The 18619-nt window shown below is 58.2% G+C and carries 16 protein-coding genes; 11 read left to right on the top strand and 5 right to left on the bottom strand.

The features are described from left to right. Nucleotides 1-8 precede the first annotated feature (8 nt). The 4 genes from AC2FD9_RS05575 to AC2FD9_RS05560 all read left to right on the top strand — a co-directional run bounded on the left by AC2FD9_RS05575 (nt 9) and on the right by AC2FD9_RS05560 (nt 4975). Complete coding sequence (locus AC2FD9_RS05575) at nt 9-848, top strand: carbohydrate ABC transporter permease (protein ID WP_282168923.1); 840 nt, start codon at nt 9-11, stop codon at nt 846-848. Continuing rightward, on the top strand, nt 845-1879 hold the full coding sequence (locus AC2FD9_RS05570) for a Gfo/Idh/MocA family protein (RefSeq protein ID WP_496835788.1): 1035 nt from the start codon (nt 845-847) through the stop codon (nt 1877-1879). Before AC2FD9_RS05575 ends, AC2FD9_RS05570 begins: the two co-directional genes overlap by 4 nt. Continuing rightward, complete coding sequence (locus tag AC2FD9_RS05565) at nt 1876-2871, top strand: ABC transporter ATP-binding protein (protein WP_058275591.1); 996 nt, start codon at nt 1876-1878, stop codon at nt 2869-2871. The genes AC2FD9_RS05570 and AC2FD9_RS05565 overlap by 4 nt, the downstream gene beginning before the upstream one ends. A 214-nt stretch (nt 2872-3085) precedes the next feature. Next, nucleotides 3086-4975, top strand: coding sequence for a PhoX family protein (locus AC2FD9_RS05560; protein ID WP_496835786.1), 1890 nt, complete (start codon nt 3086-3088; stop codon nt 4973-4975). A 50-nt stretch (nt 4976-5025) separates the two neighbouring features. Here AC2FD9_RS05560 and AC2FD9_RS05555 read toward each other — a convergent pair whose 3' ends face one another. Together AC2FD9_RS05555 and AC2FD9_RS05550 are read right to left on the bottom strand one after the other, a co-directional pair. Continuing rightward, a complete protein-coding gene (locus AC2FD9_RS05555) occupies nt 5026-5592 on the bottom strand; it encodes a tetratricopeptide repeat protein (RefSeq protein ID WP_496835784.1) in 567 nt (188 codons plus the stop codon). A 30-nt stretch (nt 5593-5622) separates the two neighbouring features. Continuing rightward, nucleotides 5623-6111, bottom strand: a complete 489-nt coding sequence (locus tag AC2FD9_RS05550) for an Lrp/AsnC family transcriptional regulator (RefSeq protein ID WP_058275736.1) — start codon at nt 6109-6111, stop codon at nt 5623-5625. Nucleotides 6112-6213: 102 nt separating this feature from the next. On the opposite strand from AC2FD9_RS05550, the gene putA reads away from it, so the two are divergent. Together putA and AC2FD9_RS05540 are read left to right on the top strand one after the other, a co-directional pair. Beyond that, nucleotides 6214-9615, top strand: coding sequence for a bifunctional proline dehydrogenase/L-glutamate gamma-semialdehyde dehydrogenase PutA (putA, locus tag AC2FD9_RS05545; RefSeq protein WP_496835782.1), 3402 nt, complete (start codon nt 6214-6216; stop codon nt 9613-9615). Nucleotides 9616-9657: 42 nt separating this feature from the next. Further along, a complete protein-coding gene (locus tag AC2FD9_RS05540; RefSeq protein ID WP_496738158.1) occupies nt 9658-10401 on the top strand; it encodes a rhomboid family intramembrane serine protease in 744 nt (247 codons plus the stop codon). Nucleotides 10402-10408: 7 nt separating this feature from the next. Here the strand turns inward: AC2FD9_RS05540 and AC2FD9_RS05535 are convergent, their stop codons facing one another. Beyond that, entirely contained in the window at nt 10409-11230 is an 822-nt protein-coding gene (locus tag AC2FD9_RS05535) for an IclR family transcriptional regulator (RefSeq protein ID WP_496835779.1), read from the bottom strand. A 190-nt stretch (nt 11231-11420) separates the two neighbouring features. On the opposite strand from AC2FD9_RS05535, the gene bhcA reads away from it, so the two are divergent. From bhcA to bhcD, 4 genes are read left to right on the top strand one after another with little or no spacing between them, the layout of a single operon-like run. After that, nucleotides 11421-12611: an L-aspartate--glyoxylate aminotransferase BhcA gene (gene bhcA, locus AC2FD9_RS05530; RefSeq protein ID WP_472723171.1), complete on the top strand. Its 1191-nt coding sequence runs from the start codon at nt 11421-11423 to the stop codon at nt 12609-12611. Nucleotides 12612-12622: 11 nt separating this feature from the next. Then, the gene (gene bhcB / locus AC2FD9_RS05525; RefSeq protein ID WP_496835776.1) at nt 12623-13594 is read left to right on the top strand and encodes a beta-hydroxyaspartate dehydratase BhcB; all 972 of its coding nucleotides are present in this window, start codon (nt 12623-12625) and stop codon (nt 13592-13594) included. A gap of 11 nt (nt 13595-13605) precedes the next feature. Next, on the top strand, nt 13606-14769 hold the full coding sequence (bhcC, locus tag AC2FD9_RS05520) for a 3-hydroxy-D-aspartate aldolase BhcC (RefSeq protein WP_496835775.1): 1164 nt from the start codon (nt 13606-13608) through the stop codon (nt 14767-14769). Nucleotides 14770-14780: 11 nt separating this feature from the next. Then, nucleotides 14781-15764: an iminosuccinate reductase BhcD gene (gene bhcD / locus AC2FD9_RS05515; protein ID WP_109313351.1), complete on the top strand. Its 984-nt coding sequence runs from the start codon at nt 14781-14783 to the stop codon at nt 15762-15764. A gap of 56 nt (nt 15765-15820) precedes the next feature. Here the strand turns inward: bhcD and AC2FD9_RS05510 are convergent, their stop codons facing one another. Both AC2FD9_RS05510 and AC2FD9_RS05505 read right to left on the bottom strand, forming a co-directional pair. Then, nucleotides 15821-16606: an inositol monophosphatase family protein gene (locus AC2FD9_RS05510; protein WP_282119024.1), complete on the bottom strand. Its 786-nt coding sequence runs from the start codon at nt 16604-16606 to the stop codon at nt 15821-15823. 96 nt (nt 16607-16702) lie between these two features. Continuing rightward, nucleotides 16703-17608, bottom strand: a complete 906-nt coding sequence (locus tag AC2FD9_RS05505) for a LysR family transcriptional regulator (protein ID WP_058275735.1) — start codon at nt 17606-17608, stop codon at nt 16703-16705. A 94-nt stretch (nt 17609-17702) separates the two neighbouring features. On the opposite strand from AC2FD9_RS05505, the gene metF reads away from it, so the two are divergent. Beyond that, nucleotides 17703-18569: a methylenetetrahydrofolate reductase [NAD(P)H] gene (gene metF / locus AC2FD9_RS05500; RefSeq protein WP_109313221.1), complete on the top strand. Its 867-nt coding sequence runs from the start codon at nt 17703-17705 to the stop codon at nt 18567-18569. The last annotated feature ends 50 nt before the right edge of the window (nt 18570-18619 follow it).

The following is an 18619-nucleotide window of genomic DNA, read 5'->3' as shown; positions in this document are numbered from 1 at the left end:
GCCACGCGATGAACAAAGCACGTCATACCCCCCTCAACATGGTCGCGATGCACGGCGCGCTGATCCTGTACACGCTGATCGCGCTGTTTCCGGTCTTTGTGATCCTGATCAACAGCTTCAAATCCCGCCGCGCGATCTTCCGTGAACCACTGGCCCTGCCCAATGCGGACAGCTTCTCGATGATCGGCTATGAGACGGTGATGAAGCAGGGGGACTTCTTCCTGTATTTCCAAAACTCGATGATTGTCACCGTGGCATCGCTGTCCTTCATCCTGCTTTTTGGCGCGATGGCCGCCTATGCGTTGTCGGAATACCAGTTCAAGGGCAACCTGATCATGGGGCTGTATCTGGCGCTGGGGATCATGATCCCAATCCGCATCGGCACCGTGGCAATCCTTGAGATGATGGTGGCGACCGGGCTGGTGAACTCGCTCTGGGCGCTGATCCTTGTATACACGGCCCAGGGATTACCATTGGCCGTATTCATCCTGTCCGAATTCATGCGACAAGTCAGCGATGACCTGAAGAATGCCGGGCGTATCGACGGACTATCTGAATACACGATATTCTTCCGCCTTGTTCTGCCTCTGGTCAGGCCCGCGATGGCGACCGTGGCCGTGTTCAACATGATCCCGATCTGGAACGACCTTTGGTTCCCGCTGATCCTCGCTCCGGCTGAAGAGACCAAGACATTGACGCTGGGCAGCCAAGTGTTCATCGGACAGTTCGTGACGGACTGGAACGCAGTTCTGTCAGCCCTGTCGATGGCGATCCTGCCGGTGCTTGTCCTGTATGTCATCTTCTCGCGACAGCTGATCCGCGGCATCACATCCGGAGCAGTCAAATGACCCGCGTTCTGGTTGCAGGTCTCGGCAATATGGGTTTGAGCCACGCGCTGGCGCACCATCACCGCCCCGACGCGCAGATCGTTGGTTTGGTGAACCGGTCTGGCCGTGTGGATCACCCGCATCTCACCGATTATCCGGCCTATTCCGATTTCGACACGGCGCTGGCTGAAACGAAACCCGATCTGGTCGTGGTCGCCACCTACTCTGATAGCCACGCGGATTTCGCCTGCGCGGCGATGGAGGCCGGCGCACATGTGTTTGTTGAAAAACCGCTGGCCACTAATGTCGCCGATGCCCGGCGTGTGGTCGAAACAGCAACCCGGCTGAATCGTAAGCTGGTGGTTGGGTATATCCTGCGCCATCACCCCTCTTGGATGCGGCTGATCGATGAGGCGCGCAGTCTTGGCGGGCCCTACGTGTTCCGTTTGAACCTGAACCAGCAGTCGTCGGGCGCGGAATGGGAAACGCATAAGGCACTGATGCAGACCACTTCGCCCATTGTCGATTGTGGCGTGCACTATGTCGACGTGATGTGCCAGATCACTGACGCGCAGCCCCTCCGAGTGCATGGTATGGGCCTGCGCCTGTCGGATGAAATCGCACCGGACATGTACAATTACGGCCAGTTTCAGGTGGTCTTCGACGACGGCTCGGTCGGCTGGTACGAGGCTGGATGGGGCCCGATGATGTCGGAAACAGCGTTCTTCGTGAAAGATATCGTGTCGCCCAACGGGTCGGTCTCGATCACCGACGGAAACAAGGGTGCGTCTGCCGACATCGACGGCCATACCAAAGTCGGCGGCTTGCTGGTCCATACACCGCAAGGCGACCACACGATCGAGATGCCGGACGAACCCGGCCATCAAGACCTTTGTGATGCTGAGCAGGCTTATATGCTGCGCGCCATCGCCGAAGATATCGACCTGACCCGTCATATGAATGACGCCGTCCAATCGCTCGCCATTTGTCTGGCTGCGGATCAAAGTATCCGAACCGGCCAGCCCGTTTCCCTTGAGGAGCCCGCATCATGACCGCCCTGACGCTGAACAATGTGAACAAGTCCTTTGGCAACGTGCATGTCCTGAAAGACATCACCCTGGAAGTCGAAGAAGGCGAATTCGTCGTCTTTGTCGGACCGTCGGGCTGTGGCAAGTCCACCCTGTTGCGCGTGATTGCAGGGCTAGAGGATGCATCGTCAGGTGAGATCAACATTGGCGGGCAGCAAGTCAATCTGGTGCCACCATCCAAGCGTGGGATCGCGATGGTTTTCCAAAGCTATGCACTCTACCCTCACCTCAGCGTTCGGGGCAATATGACCCTTGCGCTGAAGCAGGAAAAGCAGCCCAAATCGGAAATCGAAGGCCGTGTCGCCAAAGCCAGCCGGATGCTGAACCTTGAACCCTATTTGGACCGTTACCCGTCCGAGCTGTCAGGTGGCCAGCGCCAGCGCGTCGCCATCGGGCGCGCCATTGTGCGTGAACCTAAACTGTTCCTGTTTGATGAGCCGCTGTCCAATCTGGACGCCGCCCTGCGAATGAACACTCGGATCGAGATCGCCAATCTGCACCGTGCTTTGGATGCATCGATGATCTACGTCACCCATGACCAGACCGAAGCCATGACGTTGGCCGACAAGATCGTTGTTTTGCGCGATGGTCGGGTCGAGCAGATCGGTAGCCCGATGGAACTGTACAACAACCCCGCAAATCAATTCGTCGCCGGGTTCCTGGGCTCACCTTCCATGAACTTCCTGCCTGAAGCGTTAGTTCAAGAAAGCGGTCAGAACACGATCGGAATTCGCCCCGAGGACCTGTTCCTGTCAGATGACGGCCCGCTTGCCGCGCGTGTCAGCCATGTGGAAAAGTTGGGCGGGGACACCAATGTGATAGCCAAAGTTCAGGACCACGACGTCACAGCCCGTTTGTTTGGCCAGCATGCCATCGCCGAAGGTCAGGAGTTGCGATTCGGATATGCATCCGAGAAGGCCTATCGCTTTGACGAAGCAGGGCAGCGGCTGGCTTAAACCGGCATACTGCTGGGATCACACAACCTGATCGTCACAACAACATTTTACCAAGATAACAAGCGCGGCTGGCAGAAAGCTTTGGTATGCTTTCGCCAGCCGATTGCTTTTTCTTGAGGGCCAAATGAAGTCATTAATAATGTTGTTAAGAACATGTCACAAAGTCGCCCTACATGCCTTTCATCGACTACTCTAAGACAGCCAGGAGCCATTCATGAAAGACGTTGATAACACCACCCTGTCCGCCGACGATTGGGACGAGCTGCATTTCCCCCGCCCCGAAGAAAACGATTTTGATCGCGTCGTCGAAAACGCCATCTCGCGCCGTGGGTTTCTGGCTGGCGTAGTGGCCTTTGGCTCGGGTGCCGGCGCAATGGGCACGGGCCTGCTGGGCTCAACTGCAGCACACGCTGTTACGGCCTCGCGCTTTGCCTTTACTCCGATTGCCGCACAGACTGACGGCACTGTTCACGTACCTGAAGGCTATGAGTGGAAGGTTATGACGCGCTGGGGCGACCCGCTGTTTTCCGATGCCGACGGCTATGACATCACCGATGGTGGCCCAGTTGAAAAATCGGACCGCATCTTCGGTGAAAACACCGACGGGATGGAGACATTCTCGTTCCAGGGCCACGAGTTGATCGCGATCAACCACGAATACCCGAACCGCAAGATCAACCTGCCCGCCGCGCAGGAAGGTGTTCCGGCCAACGCCGACGATGTTTTGAAGTTGCAGAACATTCAAGGTGTCACCGTGATGGAAATCACCGAAGGCCCCGATGGCTGGTCGGTCGTCAAGGACAGCCCTTTCAACCGTCGTATCCACCACAATACGCCGATGAAGATCGTTGGCCCGGCCGTAGGTCACGACCTGCTGAAAACTGAAGCTGATCCGACCGGAACCACGTCGCTAGGTACGATGAACAACTGTGGTGCGGGTAAAACTCCGTGGGGTACCTACCTGACCTGCGAAGAGAACTTTAACGGCTACTTCGGGTCTAGCGATGAAAACGCCACTTACGACCAAAAGGTTGCAGATGGCTTCAAGCGCTATGGTGTGAAGGCCGAAAGCTGGAACGGCTATGAACTGTTCGATGCTCGTTTCGATACGTCGAAAAACCCGAACGAGCCGCACCGCGCGGGCTGGATCGTCGAAATCGACCCGACCAAGCCCGACAGCACGCCGGTCAAGCACACCGGTCTGGGCCGTTTCAAGCACGAGAATGCCGAGGTCACTCTGGCCGCAGATGGTCGTGTTGTTGTCTACATGGGCGACGATGAGCGGGGCGAGTACCTGTACAAGTTTGTTTCGAACGGCACCTACCAACCGGGAGGTGAAACCGAGGGCCTGCTGAACGACGGCACGCTCTACGTCGCCAAGTTCAACGACGACATGAAGGGCGAATGGCTGGCTCTGACACCGGAAACCACCGGGATGGACGAAGCCGATATCGCAGTCTTTACCCGTATGGCCGCGTCCAAGGCCGGCGGCACGACCATGGACCGCCCTGAATGGGTCGCATCCAGCCCTGTTGCGGTAGAAGCGTATTGCTGTCTGACCAACAACAAGAACCGCGGCGTGAAGGCTAACGCCGGTGGAGATGACACCTCGGTCAACGCCCCCAACCCGCGCGAGGCCAACAAGTACGGTCAGATCGTGCGCTGGCGCCCCGCAAATGACGACCACGCCGCCGAAGGGTTCGATTGGGACCTGTACGTGATGGCGGGCAATCCGACGGTTCACTCGGACGATCGCGCCGGCTCGGCAAACGTGAATGAAGGGAACCTGTTCAACTCGCCCGATGGCATGGTGATAGACTCGACCGGGTTGATCTGGATCCAGACGGACGGCAATGACGACAATGAAGGAGACTTCGCAGGCAACGGCAACAACCAGATGCTGGTTGGTGACCCGATCACCGGCGAGATCGCGCGCTTCATGACCGGCCCGAACGGCTGTGAGGTTACCGGTCTCGCCTGGTCCAGCGATCTGCGCACCATGTTTGTCGGCATTCAGCACCCCGGCAGCAATTGGCCGGACGGCGGCACGCCACGGTCGTCGGTTATAGCAATCAAGCGTACCGATAACGGTCTGGTCGGCTAAAACCTTAATAATCAAAACGCCCCCGGCCTTGCGGATCGGGGGCGTTTTTTTCAGATATCCTCACCCGGCACGGCCAGCGGTCCTCCCGGAGCCATGAGATGACGTTCCGATAGCCAAGGGTTCAGTTCCAATGCCTGAGACAACGCCTCGCGGGCTTCATCAACGCGTTGAAGCCCCAACAAAGTCAACGCACGGCCACTGATCGCGGCAACATGGTTGGGTGACAACTCGATTGCCTTGTCCAAGTCGGGCAGCGCGGATTGAAAATCCTGGAGCAGGTAGTGGGCGAATGCGCGTTGGTTGTACCCTTCGGCGTAGGACGGGCAGTACGCGACCAGCTTGTCAAAATCTTCAATCGCGCCCAGCAAGTCCCATGCATTTCGACGTGTCATGCCACGGTCCAGAACGGCCTGCGCGCTTTCGTCCGGGGCATCGGTCCAGAACTCCCATAACTGACCGGACAGTGCACGAGCGGACTGTTCGGTTTCAGCGCTTTGTATCTGTTCCAGAACCGCCGATACATCTGCGGAATGGTCTGGCGCGACAGGGCAGTCTTGCGCATTGGCCGCAAAAACGGTCGCAGCATAGAAAATTGAGGCGTAAGCAAAGCGTTTCATGCGCCAATGGTGACGCGTGCAACGTGTTCGTCAACCCATCGCATCCAAGGCCCCAGACATCCCGGTCTCTTTCACAGCCTCCATCGCGACAAAGGTTGAAGTGCTGGCGACATGCGGCAATGATGAGATCTTTTCGGCCAGAACCGCGCGGTATTCCGACATAGACCCGGTGCGAATTTTCAGAAGATAGTCAAAATTCGACGCAATCATATGGGCTTGTTCGATCTCAGGCACTTTACGAACGGCCGCGTTGAAATCGGCTAAAGCTCTCTCGCGCGTGTCAGTCAATCGGACTTCGACAAAGGCTACGTGGTCCAAACCAAGGCGAATGGGGTCCAGCAAGGCACGATATCCGGTAATGATGCCATCAGCCTCAAGTCTCTTCACACGTGCTTGAGTTGGGGATTTCGAAAGCCCGATACGCCGCGCGAGATCGGCGATGGGGATCCGGCCGTCCTCGGCCAGAATCGCCAGAATTGATGTGTCAAACCGATCCAGCCCCGGAAAGTCTTTTTGCATCGCCAAAACCTCAAAAAACAGGCTGATCGCCTGACCAAAGACAAAACTAAGGCAATCGTCCCGAAAAATCGACACTATATTACTCAAAAGACCGGAGGACACATGTCACACAGCCTGCGCGCCCGCATTGATGCCAAAACCTATGCCGATCCGTCGAGAATTCTTGACGCGTTGATCGCAAATGCTGATCTGAGCGAAGCCGACCGCGCCGCGATCTGCGCGGCTGCGGCGCAATTGGTGCTTGATATCAGGTCCAGCACCTCACCCGGTATGATGGAAGTGTTCCTGGCCGAATACGGCCTGTCCACCGACGAAGGCATCGCGTTGATGTGTCTGGCCGAGGCGCTGCTGCGCGTACCCGATGCCGACACCATCGACGCGCTGATCGAGGACAAGATTGCCCCGTCGGATTGGGGCAAGCATCTGGGTCAATCCTCATCGTCTCTGGTCAATGCGTCCACATGGGCCCTGATGCTTACAGGCAAGGTGCTGGATGAAGACAAGACCTCTCCGGTCGGTGTCTTGCGCGGTGCGATCAAACGGCTGGGCGAACCCGTAATCCGAACGGCCGTCGGGCGCGCGATGAAGGAAATGGGTCGCCAGTTTGTCTTAGGCGAGACCATCCAATCCGCCTTGGACCGCGCCAGCGGCATGGAGGCTAAGGGCTACACCTATTCCTACGACATGCTAGGAGAGGCCGCGCGAACCGAAGCCGATGCCGCCCGCTATCACCTGTCCTACTCACGGGCGATTGCTGCAATCGCCGAAGCCTGCATTCACGACGATATCCGGGCCAATCCGGGGATTTCCGTCAAGCTGTCGGCGCTCCATCCACGCTATGAGTTGGCGCAAGAAGCAGAAGTCATGGAAGAACTGGTGCCCCGGTTGCGGGCCTTGGCCCTTTTGGCCAAGGCAGCAGGTATGGGCTTAAATGTAGACGCTGAAGAAGCAGATCGCCTCTCCTTGTCTTTGCAGGTGATTGAGGCGGTGATGGCCGAACCGGCCCTGGATGGTTGGGGCGGCCTGGGTATCGTCGTTCAGGCTTATGGCCCGCGCGCCGGGATCGTGCTGGACACACTGTATGACATGGCCGGGCGTCACGATCGAAAGCTGATGGTTCGTTTGGTCAAAGGGGCCTACTGGGATACCGAGGTCAAACGAGCTCAGGTTGAAGGCATCGATGGCTTTCCCGTGTTCACCCGCAAGGCGGCCACGGACATTTCCTACATCTCGAATGCGCGGAAACTGCTGGGTTTGACCGATCGAATTTACCCGCAATTTGCCACCCACAACGCCCATACGGTCAGTGCGATCCTTCATATGGCCGATGACCAGCCATTCGAGTTCCAGCGCCTGCATGGAATGGGAGAAACCCTGCACCAGCTTGTCAAAGACCAAAACAACACACGGTGCCGGATCTATGCGCCGGTCGGGGCGCATCGGGACCTGCTGGCCTATCTGGTGCGGCGTCTGCTGGAGAACGGTGCAAACTCGTCATTCGTTAACCAAATCGTGGACGAGAACGTTCCGCCGGAAGAGGTCGCCGCTGATCCGTTCCTGACCATTGTGGATCAGGCACGACCGCTGCCAACCGGACCGAACCTGTTCCAACCGGAACGCGTCAATTCGAAGGGTTTCGACCTTCACCACACCCCGACATTGGACAAGATCGACGCCGCGCGGGATGCATTCCGGGCGCACCACTGGTATGCGCAGCCGCTGTTGTCCGGCGATGCAAGCCCGGAACAGGACCAACCGGTTACCAATCCGGCCCAACCGCAGGATCGCCCCGGAGCAATCGCCCCCGCCAGCGCCGAGGATGTCGAGCTTGCCCTGAATTCCGCGGCACCGTGGCAGGCACCACCAGCAGAACGGTCGCGTATCTTGAATACTGCTGCCGATCTATATGAGGCTCATTTCGGCGAGCTTTTCGCCTTGCTCGCGCGCGAGGCAGGTAAGTCCCTGCCCGATGCCGTTGCCGAACTGCGTGAGGCGGTCGATTTCCTGCGCTACTACGCTGCGAACATTCCCGATGCGGAACCGGCAGGCGTTTTCACCTGCATCAGCCCATGGAACTTCCCGCTCGCTATCTTCACAGGCCAGATTTCAGCAGCCTTAGCCACAGGCAACGCAGTTCTGGCCAAGCCCGCACCGCAAACGCCACTGATCTCGCATCGGGCCGTTCAATTGCTGCACGAGGCCGGAGTTCCCCGCGACGTGCTGCAATTATTGCCCGGCGGCCCGTCCGTTGGTGTGGCGTTGACCTCTGATCCGCGTGTATCCGGCGTGGCGTTTACCGGATCGACGGCGACCGCGTTGAAAATACGCGCAGCCATGGCCGACAACCTGCGCCCCGGCACGCCTCTGATCGCCGAGACCGGCGGGTTGAACGCGATGATCGTGGACAGTACCGCCCTGCCCGAACAGGCCGTTCAGTCTATCATCGAAAGCGCGTTTCAATCTGCCGGGCAGCGGTGTTCTGCCTTGCGGTGTCTCTATGTCCAGGAAGATATCGCCGACGATTTGCTGACAATGCTAACCGGTGCAATGCAGGCTCTACAGGTCGGAGATCCTTGGTTGATCTCAACCGATTGCGGACCGGTTGTTGACGAGTCGGCGCGCCAGGGCATTGCAGATCACGTTGCCCATGCCCGCGCCGCAGGCCGCGTTTTAAAGGACACGCCCATACCGCCGGAAGGGACATTCATCGCCCCAACACTTATTGAGATACCCGGCATTTCCGCGCTGAAGCGTGAGATTTTTGGCCCTGTCCTGCATGTCGTTCGCTTCAAGGCATCTGAGATTGATCAGGTGATCGCGGACATTAACGCAACCGGGTACGGACTGACATTTGGTTTGCACACACGTATTGACGACCGGGTGCAACACATCACCGAAGCGGTGCATGCGGGCAATATCTACGTCAACCGCAACCAAATCGGCGCCATCGTAGGATCTCAGCCATTTGGCGGTGAGGGGCTTTCGGGCACAGGCCCCAAGGCGGGTGGGCCGAATTACATGACGCGGTTCTGCGCCCCGGACCGGCAGCAGTCCGACGAACATTGGGACCACCCAATGAGCGAGCTTCCCGATGTTCAGGGTACGCCCGCGTCGGTGCAGACCCAATCCCTGCCCGGCCCGACGGGCGAATCCAACCGGTTGAGCGAATTCCCACGCGCGCCATTGCTGTGCCTGGGTCCCGGAGCCGAGGCCGCACGTGTACAGACCGACGCCGTTCAGGCGCTGGGTGGTACGGCCATTCAGGCGACCGGTTCGTTAGACTTGCATCGGTTGGAGAACGTGACCGGGATATCGGGCGTTCTTTGGTGGGGCGATGACGACACAGCGCGTGAGATCGAACGTCACCTCGCCCGCCGGGACGGTCCGATCCTGCCGCTGATCCCCGGCCTTCCGGACCGCGCACGGGTTCTGGCCGAGCGTCACCTGTGCGTTGATACAACAGCCGCAGGCGGCAATGCCGCATTGCTTGGGGGTGCGGCGTAAGCATGCCTTGACGCTGGGCCGGGAAAAGCCCAGCGTCGCCTCATGTTTCCAATCCGCGACCATAACCCTTCGGGGCGAACACCTTATGTCGTCTATTTGCTGATGGCGGCCAATATCCTGATATTCCTCAGCTATGTGGGTATCATGAACGATGCTCGGCTGATCAATCAGCTATACTACGACTATGCGATTATCCCGGCGCGGATCACGGACGGTTTTGCGTTTGAGACACTGGTGACCTCGATGTTTCTGCACGGAGGTTGGATGCATCTGGCCGGAAACATGCTGTTCCTGTGGATTTTCGGCGACAACCTCGAAGATGAAATGGGCCACCTGCCCTTTCTGCTGTTCTATACTGCAGCCGGAATCGGGGCGGGTCTGATCCATGTTTTCACAGCGCCGGGCTCGGTCGTGCCGACCATTGGCGCATCCGGTGCGATTGCGGGTGTCATGGGTGGTTACCTGCTGCTATTCCCAAAGGCCCGCGTGGATATCCTGCTGATACTCATCGTCTATTTTCGCATTTTCACAATACCTGCCTTTGTCATGCTGGGGGTCTGGTTAGCTATGCAGTTCTTTGGCAGTCTGGCCAGCAACCCGGACGAAGGCGGGGTGGCCTATTGGGCGCATACGGGTGGGTTTTTTGTGGGTCTGATCTTGTGCATCCCAATCTGGCTGCGGCGCGGCGGCACTGATTTTTGGGGCCGCACCCACGGCCATCCGCCGCATCCTGAACACAAGTACAAGCTAACTCAGTCGCGTATTCCCCGCGTACCCCGCAGGTAGCAGGGCTTCAGGTTTTCGGGGTCTGGCCGCCGCTAAGATGGGTGATTTCCCGCGCTGCGGCCAGAACCAATTCACCCAGCACATGCGCTCGATCCGCGCCAAACCGAGCGGTCGGACCCGATACCGAGATCCCTGCACATGGCTCCCCCCGGTCATTGAAAATCGCCGAGCCGATACAGGACATGCCCTGATATCTTTCTTCTCGGTCATGCGACCAGCCGCGTGCACGGGTCTTGGAAAGATCCTGTTGAAGTCCGTCGCCCGGTATCTGCGTGTTCGCGGTGAATTCCACCGGATCAATTGCCTCTAGCGTTTTGGCCAACCCCGTTTCGGTCATCGCGGCAAGGATCGCCTTGCCGGTGCCCGAGGCATACATCGGCGTTCTTGCCCCGGGCGGGAAAAAGGCGCGAATGGGGTTCGGAGTTTCGACCTGCCCGACAAAGACCACCTCGGACCCATCCGGAACCGCCAGGTTGGCGGTCTCACCGCTCTCCTGCATAAGGCGTCTCAGGATTGGGCGCCCGATTTCAAGCACGCTGTTGCGGCGCAGGAACGAAGCGCCGGTCCGGTATGCCTCGATCTCGATCATCCATTCCTGACGCTCGTCGTCAAAGGCAACAAAGCCGTGTTTCTGCAAGGTCACCAGAATGCGGTGCGTCGTGGCCGTCGGAACATCGATCTCGCGTGCCAGATCGCTGAGTGCCGCGCGTTCCAACCGGGCCACCGTTGTCAAAACGCCCAGCGCCCGATCCAGCGATTGCATGGTCCCGGCCGAGCTTTCCTTGAACAGGGATTTGGGTCTGCCGCGCGGTCTTTTCTGATTGTCCATCACCCTACTCCCTTGCACAACGCCAGAATATTTCTGAACCATCCATTTTTGAGATTCAAAAATGAAAAACGAAAAACTGCATAAATACAGCGCGTTAAATATTTAATCGCAAAAATGAAAATATTTTTCAAGAAAATTGCGCGCCGTGAGGTTTTCCCGGACACTTACATCCAAAGCGGAGGAATAACAGATGTCCAACCAAAACCCGGTTTTCATACCCGGCCCAACCAACATCCCAGACCGGTTGCGTCTTGCCATGCAGGTTCAGACGCAGGATCACCGTGCGCCGGATTTTGTCGAAACCTTTGCGCCCGTTCTTGAGGACACAAAAAAGGTGTTCGGCACCACGACCGGCCAGATCGTGACCTTCCCAGCCAGCGGCACCGGTGGGTGGGAAGCGGCCGTGACCAACACACTCAGCCCCGGCGACAAGGTTCTGGTTGCCCGCTATGGCGTGTTCAGCCATCGCTGGATCGACCTGTGCGAGCGGCACGGGCTGGACGTTCAGATTGTCGAATGCCCTTGGGGCACCGGCGCGCCCGCTGATCAGTTTCAGGCCGCTTTGGCCGATGATACCGCGCATGAAATCCGCGCTGTTCTGGTCACACACAACGAAACGGCCACTGGTGTGCGTTCGGACATCGCCGCCGTTCGACAAGCGATGGATTCGGAAAACCATCCCGCGATGCTGTTTGTCGATTGCGTCAGCTCTCTGGCCTCCATGCCATTCGACTTTGACGCTTGGGGTGTAGATATCGCCGTATCGGGGTCGCAAAAGGGGTTCATGCTGGCGACCGGCATGGCAATCCTATGCGTCAGCCCCAAGGCACAGGACGCGATGAAAAGCGCGAAGCTGCCGCGCACTTTCTTTGACTTCGACGATATGATGGCAGCCAATGCATCGGGCGGGTTTCCCTATACGCCGCCGCTGCAATTGATCTACGGCATGCGCGAAAGCCTCAAGATGCTGTTTGAAGAAGGGCTTGAGAACGTTTATGCCCGGCATTTCCGACTGGCCGAAGGTGTGCGCCGCGCCGTCGACGCCTGGGGGCTGAAACTGGTCGCGCAATCGCCTGATCTGTATTCTGACACTGTCAGCGCGATCTACGTGCCCGACGGGTATGATAGCAACACACTCACTGACCACGCGTTCAACGCTTATGGCGTGTCCTTTGGTATTGGACTGGGTCAACTGAATGGTAAGGCGTTCCGCATCGGCCATCTGGGCAGTCTGACGGATGTGATGGTTCTGTCCGGCCTCAGCACAATCGAGATGGCGATGGCCGATCTGAACTATCCGATCACTTTGGGCAGCGGGGTCGCGGCGGCGCAGGATTATTATCGCACCGGCCCATCTGACCGCGCCCAGGCCGCAGCCTGAGGAGGATGGCAATGCTGGATCACATCCCCGCAGCGGATCTGACGATCGACGATATGCGCGCTGCGCATGAACGGATCAAACCCTTTATCCGACGCACGCCGATCATGGTGTCGGACTATTTGAACGACCTGACCGGAGCGCAGCTGTTCTTTAAATGCGAGAACTTCCAAGAAGCCGGCGCGTTCAAAGTACGCGGTGCGAGCAACGCGGTTTTCGGCCTGAGTGATGATATGGCGACCAAGGGCGTTTGCACACACTCCAGTGGCAACCACGCTTTGTCCCTGTCTTATGCCGCCGGACGGCGGGGTATTCCCTGCAACGTGGTGATGCCGCGCACTGCGCCGCAAGCCAAAAAGGACGCCGTGCGCCGCTATGGCGGGACAATCACGGAGTGCGAGCCGTCAACCTCATCCCGCGAGGCGACCTTTGCCGAAGTTCAGGCCAGAACGGGCGGAGAGTTCGTGCACCCTTATAACGACCCGCGCGTCATTGCGGGTCAGGCCACCTGCTCGGCCGAAATGTTGGAGCAGACAGACGGAGTGGATGCAGTCATCGCCCCGATCGGAGGCGGGGGCATGGTCTCGGGCACGTGCCTGACGGTTTCGAACCTGGCACCTGACACCGCGATCTATGCCGCCGAGCCAGAACAGGCGGACGACGCATACCGGTCCTTCAAAGCAGGTCACATCATCGCCGACGACGCGCCAAAAACGATCGCCGACGGGCTGCTGGTGCCGCTGAAAGAGAACACGTGGCACTTCGTGTCCCGAAATGTGACCGACATTTTCACCGCCTCTGACGACGAGATCATCGAAGCGATGAAGCTGACGTGGAAATACCTGCGCGTCGTGATGGAGCCGTCATCGGCCGTGCCTCTGGCAACCATACTCAAGAACCCGGACGTATGCCGCGGCAAGCGCGTCGGTGTGATCATCACCGGCGGCAACGTGGATCTGGACAAACTGCCCTGGCTGAAAGGGTAAGGAGGAACGACATGAACAAACCTGTGAACATCAAAGAACTGGAAGTCGGGTTCGACATCCCCGCTGCAATCGGCATGGATGAAAGCGAAATCCAGACCCCTTGCCTGATCCTGGATCTCGATGCGCTGGAGCGGAACATCAAGAAGATGGGCGATTATGCGAAGGCCCACGGTATGCGCCACCGCGTGCACGGCAAGATGCACAAATCCGTCGACGTCGCCAAGCTACAGGAACAGCTCGGCGGTGCGGTTGGCGTCTGCTGTCAAAAGGTATCTGAGGCTGAGGTTTTCGCGCGGGGCGGCATCAAGGACGTTCTCGTGTCGAACCAAGTCCGTGATCCGGCCAAGATCGACCGGTTGGCGCAACTGCCCAAATTGGGCGCGCGCACTATTGTGTGCGTAGACGACATCGACAATGTCGCCGACCTGTCCAAAGCCGCTGTCGATCACGGCACGGAACTTGAAGTCTTTGTCGAAATTGACTGCGGCGCAGGTCGGTGTGGTGTGACCACGACCCAGGCGGTTGTCGATATCGCAAAAGCAGTCAACGCTGCGCCAAACCTGAAGTTTACCGGCATTCAAGCCTATCAGGGCGCGATGCAGCACCTCGACACCTATGAGGCGCGCAAAGAGAAGCTCGCTACAGCCATCGCCATGGTCAAAGACGCGGTTGACGGTTTGAAAGCCGAAGGCATCGAATGTGAACTGGTCTCGGGTGGCGGAACAGGATCATACTACTTCGAGAGCAATTCAGGCGTTTACAACGAGTTGCAGTGCGGATCGTATGCTTTCATGGATGCGGATTATGGGCGCATTCTGGACGAGAACGGCAAACGGATCGATCAGGGCGAATGGGAAAACGCGCTGTTCATTCTGACCAGCGTTATGAGCCATGCCAAGACTGACAAGGCCATCTGCGACGCCGGCCTCAAGGCGCAATCGGTCGATAGCGGCCTGCCCTTCATCTTTGGGCGCGACGATGTGGAATACCTCAAATGTTCGGACGAACACGGTGTCATCGGCGATCCCGACGGCGTTTTGAAGGTGAACGACAAGCTGCGGCTTGTGCCCGGACATTGTGATCCCACCTGCAACGTCCACGATTGGTATGTCGGCGTGCGCGACGGCAAGGTCGAGGCTCTGTGGCCCGTGTCGGCCCGCGGAAAGGCTTATTGATGAGGGATGCTATGACCACGCAAGATGGCCTGCTGATTGTGGGCGAAGACTTGTGCGAACAGCTGGTGGGCCGCCAACAGGCCTTTGACGCGGTCCAATCCGTGTTTGGTGCGATGGCCAACGGCGGGGCACGGAACTTTCCTGTCGTTCGCGAGGCACTTGGCTATGCTGATGCGCTGTATGGTTTCAAATCCGGTTTTGATCGGGATGGACAGGTGTTGGGCGTTAAGTCCGGCGGCTATTGGCCGGGCAATGCCGAACAAGGATTGACCAATCACCAATCCACGGTGTTTCTGTTCGATCCCGACACGGGGAGGCTTTCGGCATTGGTGGGTGGCAACTACCTAACGGCCGTGCGAACAGCAGCTTCATCAGCGGTTTCCATCGCACAACTTGCCCGAAAAGACGCCAAAGTGCTGGGCATGGTTGGCGCCGGACATCAGTCGGCCTTCCAGCTACGCGCCGCCGCTGAACAGCGGGACTTTGAAAAAGTTGTCGCCTGGAACCCGCACCCGGACATGCTGCCGCGTTTGGCGGCTGTCGCCGAGGAAATCGGACTGGAATTCGAAGCCGTCAGTCAACAAGAGCTGGGTGCCCAATCGGATGTCATCATCACCATCACCTCGGCGTTCGAGCCGCTATTGATGAAAGACTGGATCAAACCCGGCACGCATCTGGCCTGTATGGGCACAGACACGAAAGGCAAGATGGAGGTCGATCCGGCGCTGGTCGCCTCGGCCACCGTTTTCACCGACGAGGTCGCGCAATCCGCGACGATTGGCGAGGCACAGCACGCCATGGGAAGCGGCACTTTGACCGAAACACAGATCACCCCAATTGGTGCGGTCATCAACGGCGATCACCCCGGGCGGAGCAGTGCTGACGAGATCACCCTGTTCGACGGAACTGGCGTGGGTCTGCAGGACCTCGCTGTTGCATCCGTCGCCGCGCGGCTGGCGGACGAAGCAGGTCTGGCACAACGCGCGACCCTTTGAAAACAAAAAAAGCGCGCCTCAATCGGGGCGCGCTTGCGGAATTTCTATATGGCTGATTAGCCTCGGATCACCTTGGAAAACTGATCAAAAATCGGCTCGTTCGAACAGATCACTTCACCGTCTTCCAAAACGTTGCCTTCAGGGTTTAGCGCCTGAACAAATCCGCCCGCTTCTTGGACGATGATGATCCCAGCGGCCACATCCCATGCATTCAGCCGACGTTCCCAAAAGCCTTCGTAACGTCCCGCTGCGACATAGGCCATGTCCAGCGCAGCGGCACCCCAACGGCGCACACCAGCACAAGCAGGCATTAGGCGCGCCAGATCCTGCAGCGTTGCAGGCAGGTCCGAACGGCCACCAAAAGGCAGGCCGGTCGAGAAAATCGACTCGATCATCCGATGACGGCCCGAGACGCGGATACGCATGTCATTCATCCAAGCGCCCTCGCCTTTTTCGGCAAAGAACATCTCATCCTTGGCAGCGTCATAGATTACGCCAGCCACGATCTTACCCTTGTGTTCCAACGCAATTGAGATCGCCCAGTGCGGCAGGCCGTGCAAGAAGTTCGTGGTGCCGTCCAGCGGGTCGACGATCCAGCGGCGGGTCGGGTCTTCGCCCTCAATCACGCCACCCTCTTCGGCCAGCCACCCGTAGGTCGGGCGCGCGCCCAGCAGTTCCTCTTTCAGGATCGCCTCGGCAGCAATGTCAGCTTTGGACACAAAGTCGCCTGCGCCTTTCATCGAAACCTGAAGGTTCTCGACTTCACGGAAATCCTTGACCAAAGAACGCCCCGCCTTACGCGCGGCTTTGATCATGATGTTGAGGTTTGCACTGCCAACCATTGTCCAAAGGCTCCTGTCCGGTCAAACCGCGCGTATACTGATGCAAAGCGCCCTTGCCAAGAGGAATGATGCGCATAGCAGACCCGCGTTTTTTGCCTATTGCTCTTGCAGCTTGCGCGCCTCGGTTTCGGCCAGCTTGATCAGCTCTTGTACGAAAGGTTTTTCTAGGTCCTCGCTGCGCACTGCCGCGTAAAGCCTGCGGGTGATGCCGCCCTTGGTCAGGGGGCGAGTGACGTAGTCGGAATTGTACTTCACTTCGCGCACAACCCAGTCAGGCAGCACCGAAATACCGCGGTTCGACGCGACGAGCAAAAGGATCACTGCAGTCAATTCGACCTGCCGGATTGCGGCCGGCTCGACCCGCGCGGGTATTAGCAACTGGCTGAACACATCCAGCCGGGTGCGCTCGACCGGATAGGTAATCAGGGTTTGCCCACGGAAATCCTCGGCCTCGATGAACTCTTTCTGCGCCAACGGGTGGGATGATGCAGCGACAAAGACGGCATCATAGTCAAACAGTTCAATGAACTCGATGCCCGGCAGGTCCTCGGGGTCGGACGAGACAACCAGATCCACCTCTTCTTTTTGCAGTGCTGGCAGGGCGTCGAATGCCAAACCTGGGCGGATATCAACGTCCACATCACCCCATGATTTCCGGAAAGATTCAAGAACTGGAAACAGCCATTCGAAACACGCGTGACATTCGATCGCGATATGCATCCGCCCCGTGCGTCCATCCCGAAGCGACGAGAATTCCTGTTGTGCGGCTTGGATTTGCGGCAATATCTGTTCGGCCAGACGCAACAGGCGCAGCCCGGCCGCAGACAGCTTCATCGGTTTGGACCGGCGTAGGAACAATTCAACCCCCGCCTGATCCTCTAACCCTTTGATTTGGTGGCTCAGAGCCGATTGGGTGATGTTCAATTGATCCGCCGCACGGGCCAAACCACCACATTCATGGATCGCCTTGATTGTACGCAGGTGGCGGAATTCGATGTGCATTACAGCGATACTCATGTTGTTCTTGAATAATATGAGTTTGTCTCACATTGCCCGAACTGGCACAAGGACTCTACACCAACCAAATGAGGCCGAGATGACCAAGCCAGAAATTTCATTCGAGTTCTTTCCGCCCAAGACGCTCGAAGCCTCGTTTCGTCTTTGGGACACGGTCCAGACTCTGGCCCCTTTAGAGCCGCGCTTTGTCTCGGTCACCTATGGTGCGGGTGGCACAACGCGGGAACTGACCCGTGATGCGGTGGCGACCCTGCACAAATCCTCGGGGCTGCCTGTTGCCGCCCATTTGACATGTGTTGATGCCTCGCGGCAGGAAACGCTGGAAATCGCGGATACTTTCGCGCGCGCGGGCGTTCAGGATATCGTTGCCCTGCGCGGTGATCCGCCAAGCGGTCAGGATCGTTTTGAGCCACACCCCGAAGGTTTTGCAAATTCGGTTGAACTGATCTCGGCCCTGGCTGAGACTGAGATGTTCAACATTCGGGTCGGCGCCTACCCCGACATTCACCCCGAGGCACAAAACGCCCGCACCGATATTGATTGGCTCAAAGCCAAACTGGATGCGGGCGCAGATGAGGCCCTGACCCAGTTCTTTTTTGAGGCCGAGACGTTTTTCCGGTTCCGGGACGCCTGTGAAAAAGCCGGCATCGACAAGCCCATCGTGCCCGGCATCCTGCCGATCGAGAACTGGAAGGGTGCACGCAATTTCGCCAAACGATGCGGCACGCGCATTCCCCAATGGGTCGAACAGGCGTTTGAAAAGGCCGTGCGCGACGATCGTGAGGATTTGCTGGCTACAGCATTGTGTACCGAACTGTGCTCGGACCTGATCGACGGGGGCGTGGACAAACTGCATTTCTACACGCTGAACCGGCCGGAATTGACGCGTGATGTGTGTTTTGCCCTTGGCATAACGCCGAAGGCTGATCTGCAAAACGTGGCCTAATCGGGTCGGCCCAAAAGACAGTATCCCACTGCGAGGAAAGAAACTAAGAA

It is taken from the genome of Ruegeria sp. YTSC230 (assembly GCF_059609665.1).
The sequence above is the reverse complement of the archived record's forward strand: the minus strand, read 5'-3'. Positions and strand labels throughout refer to the sequence as shown.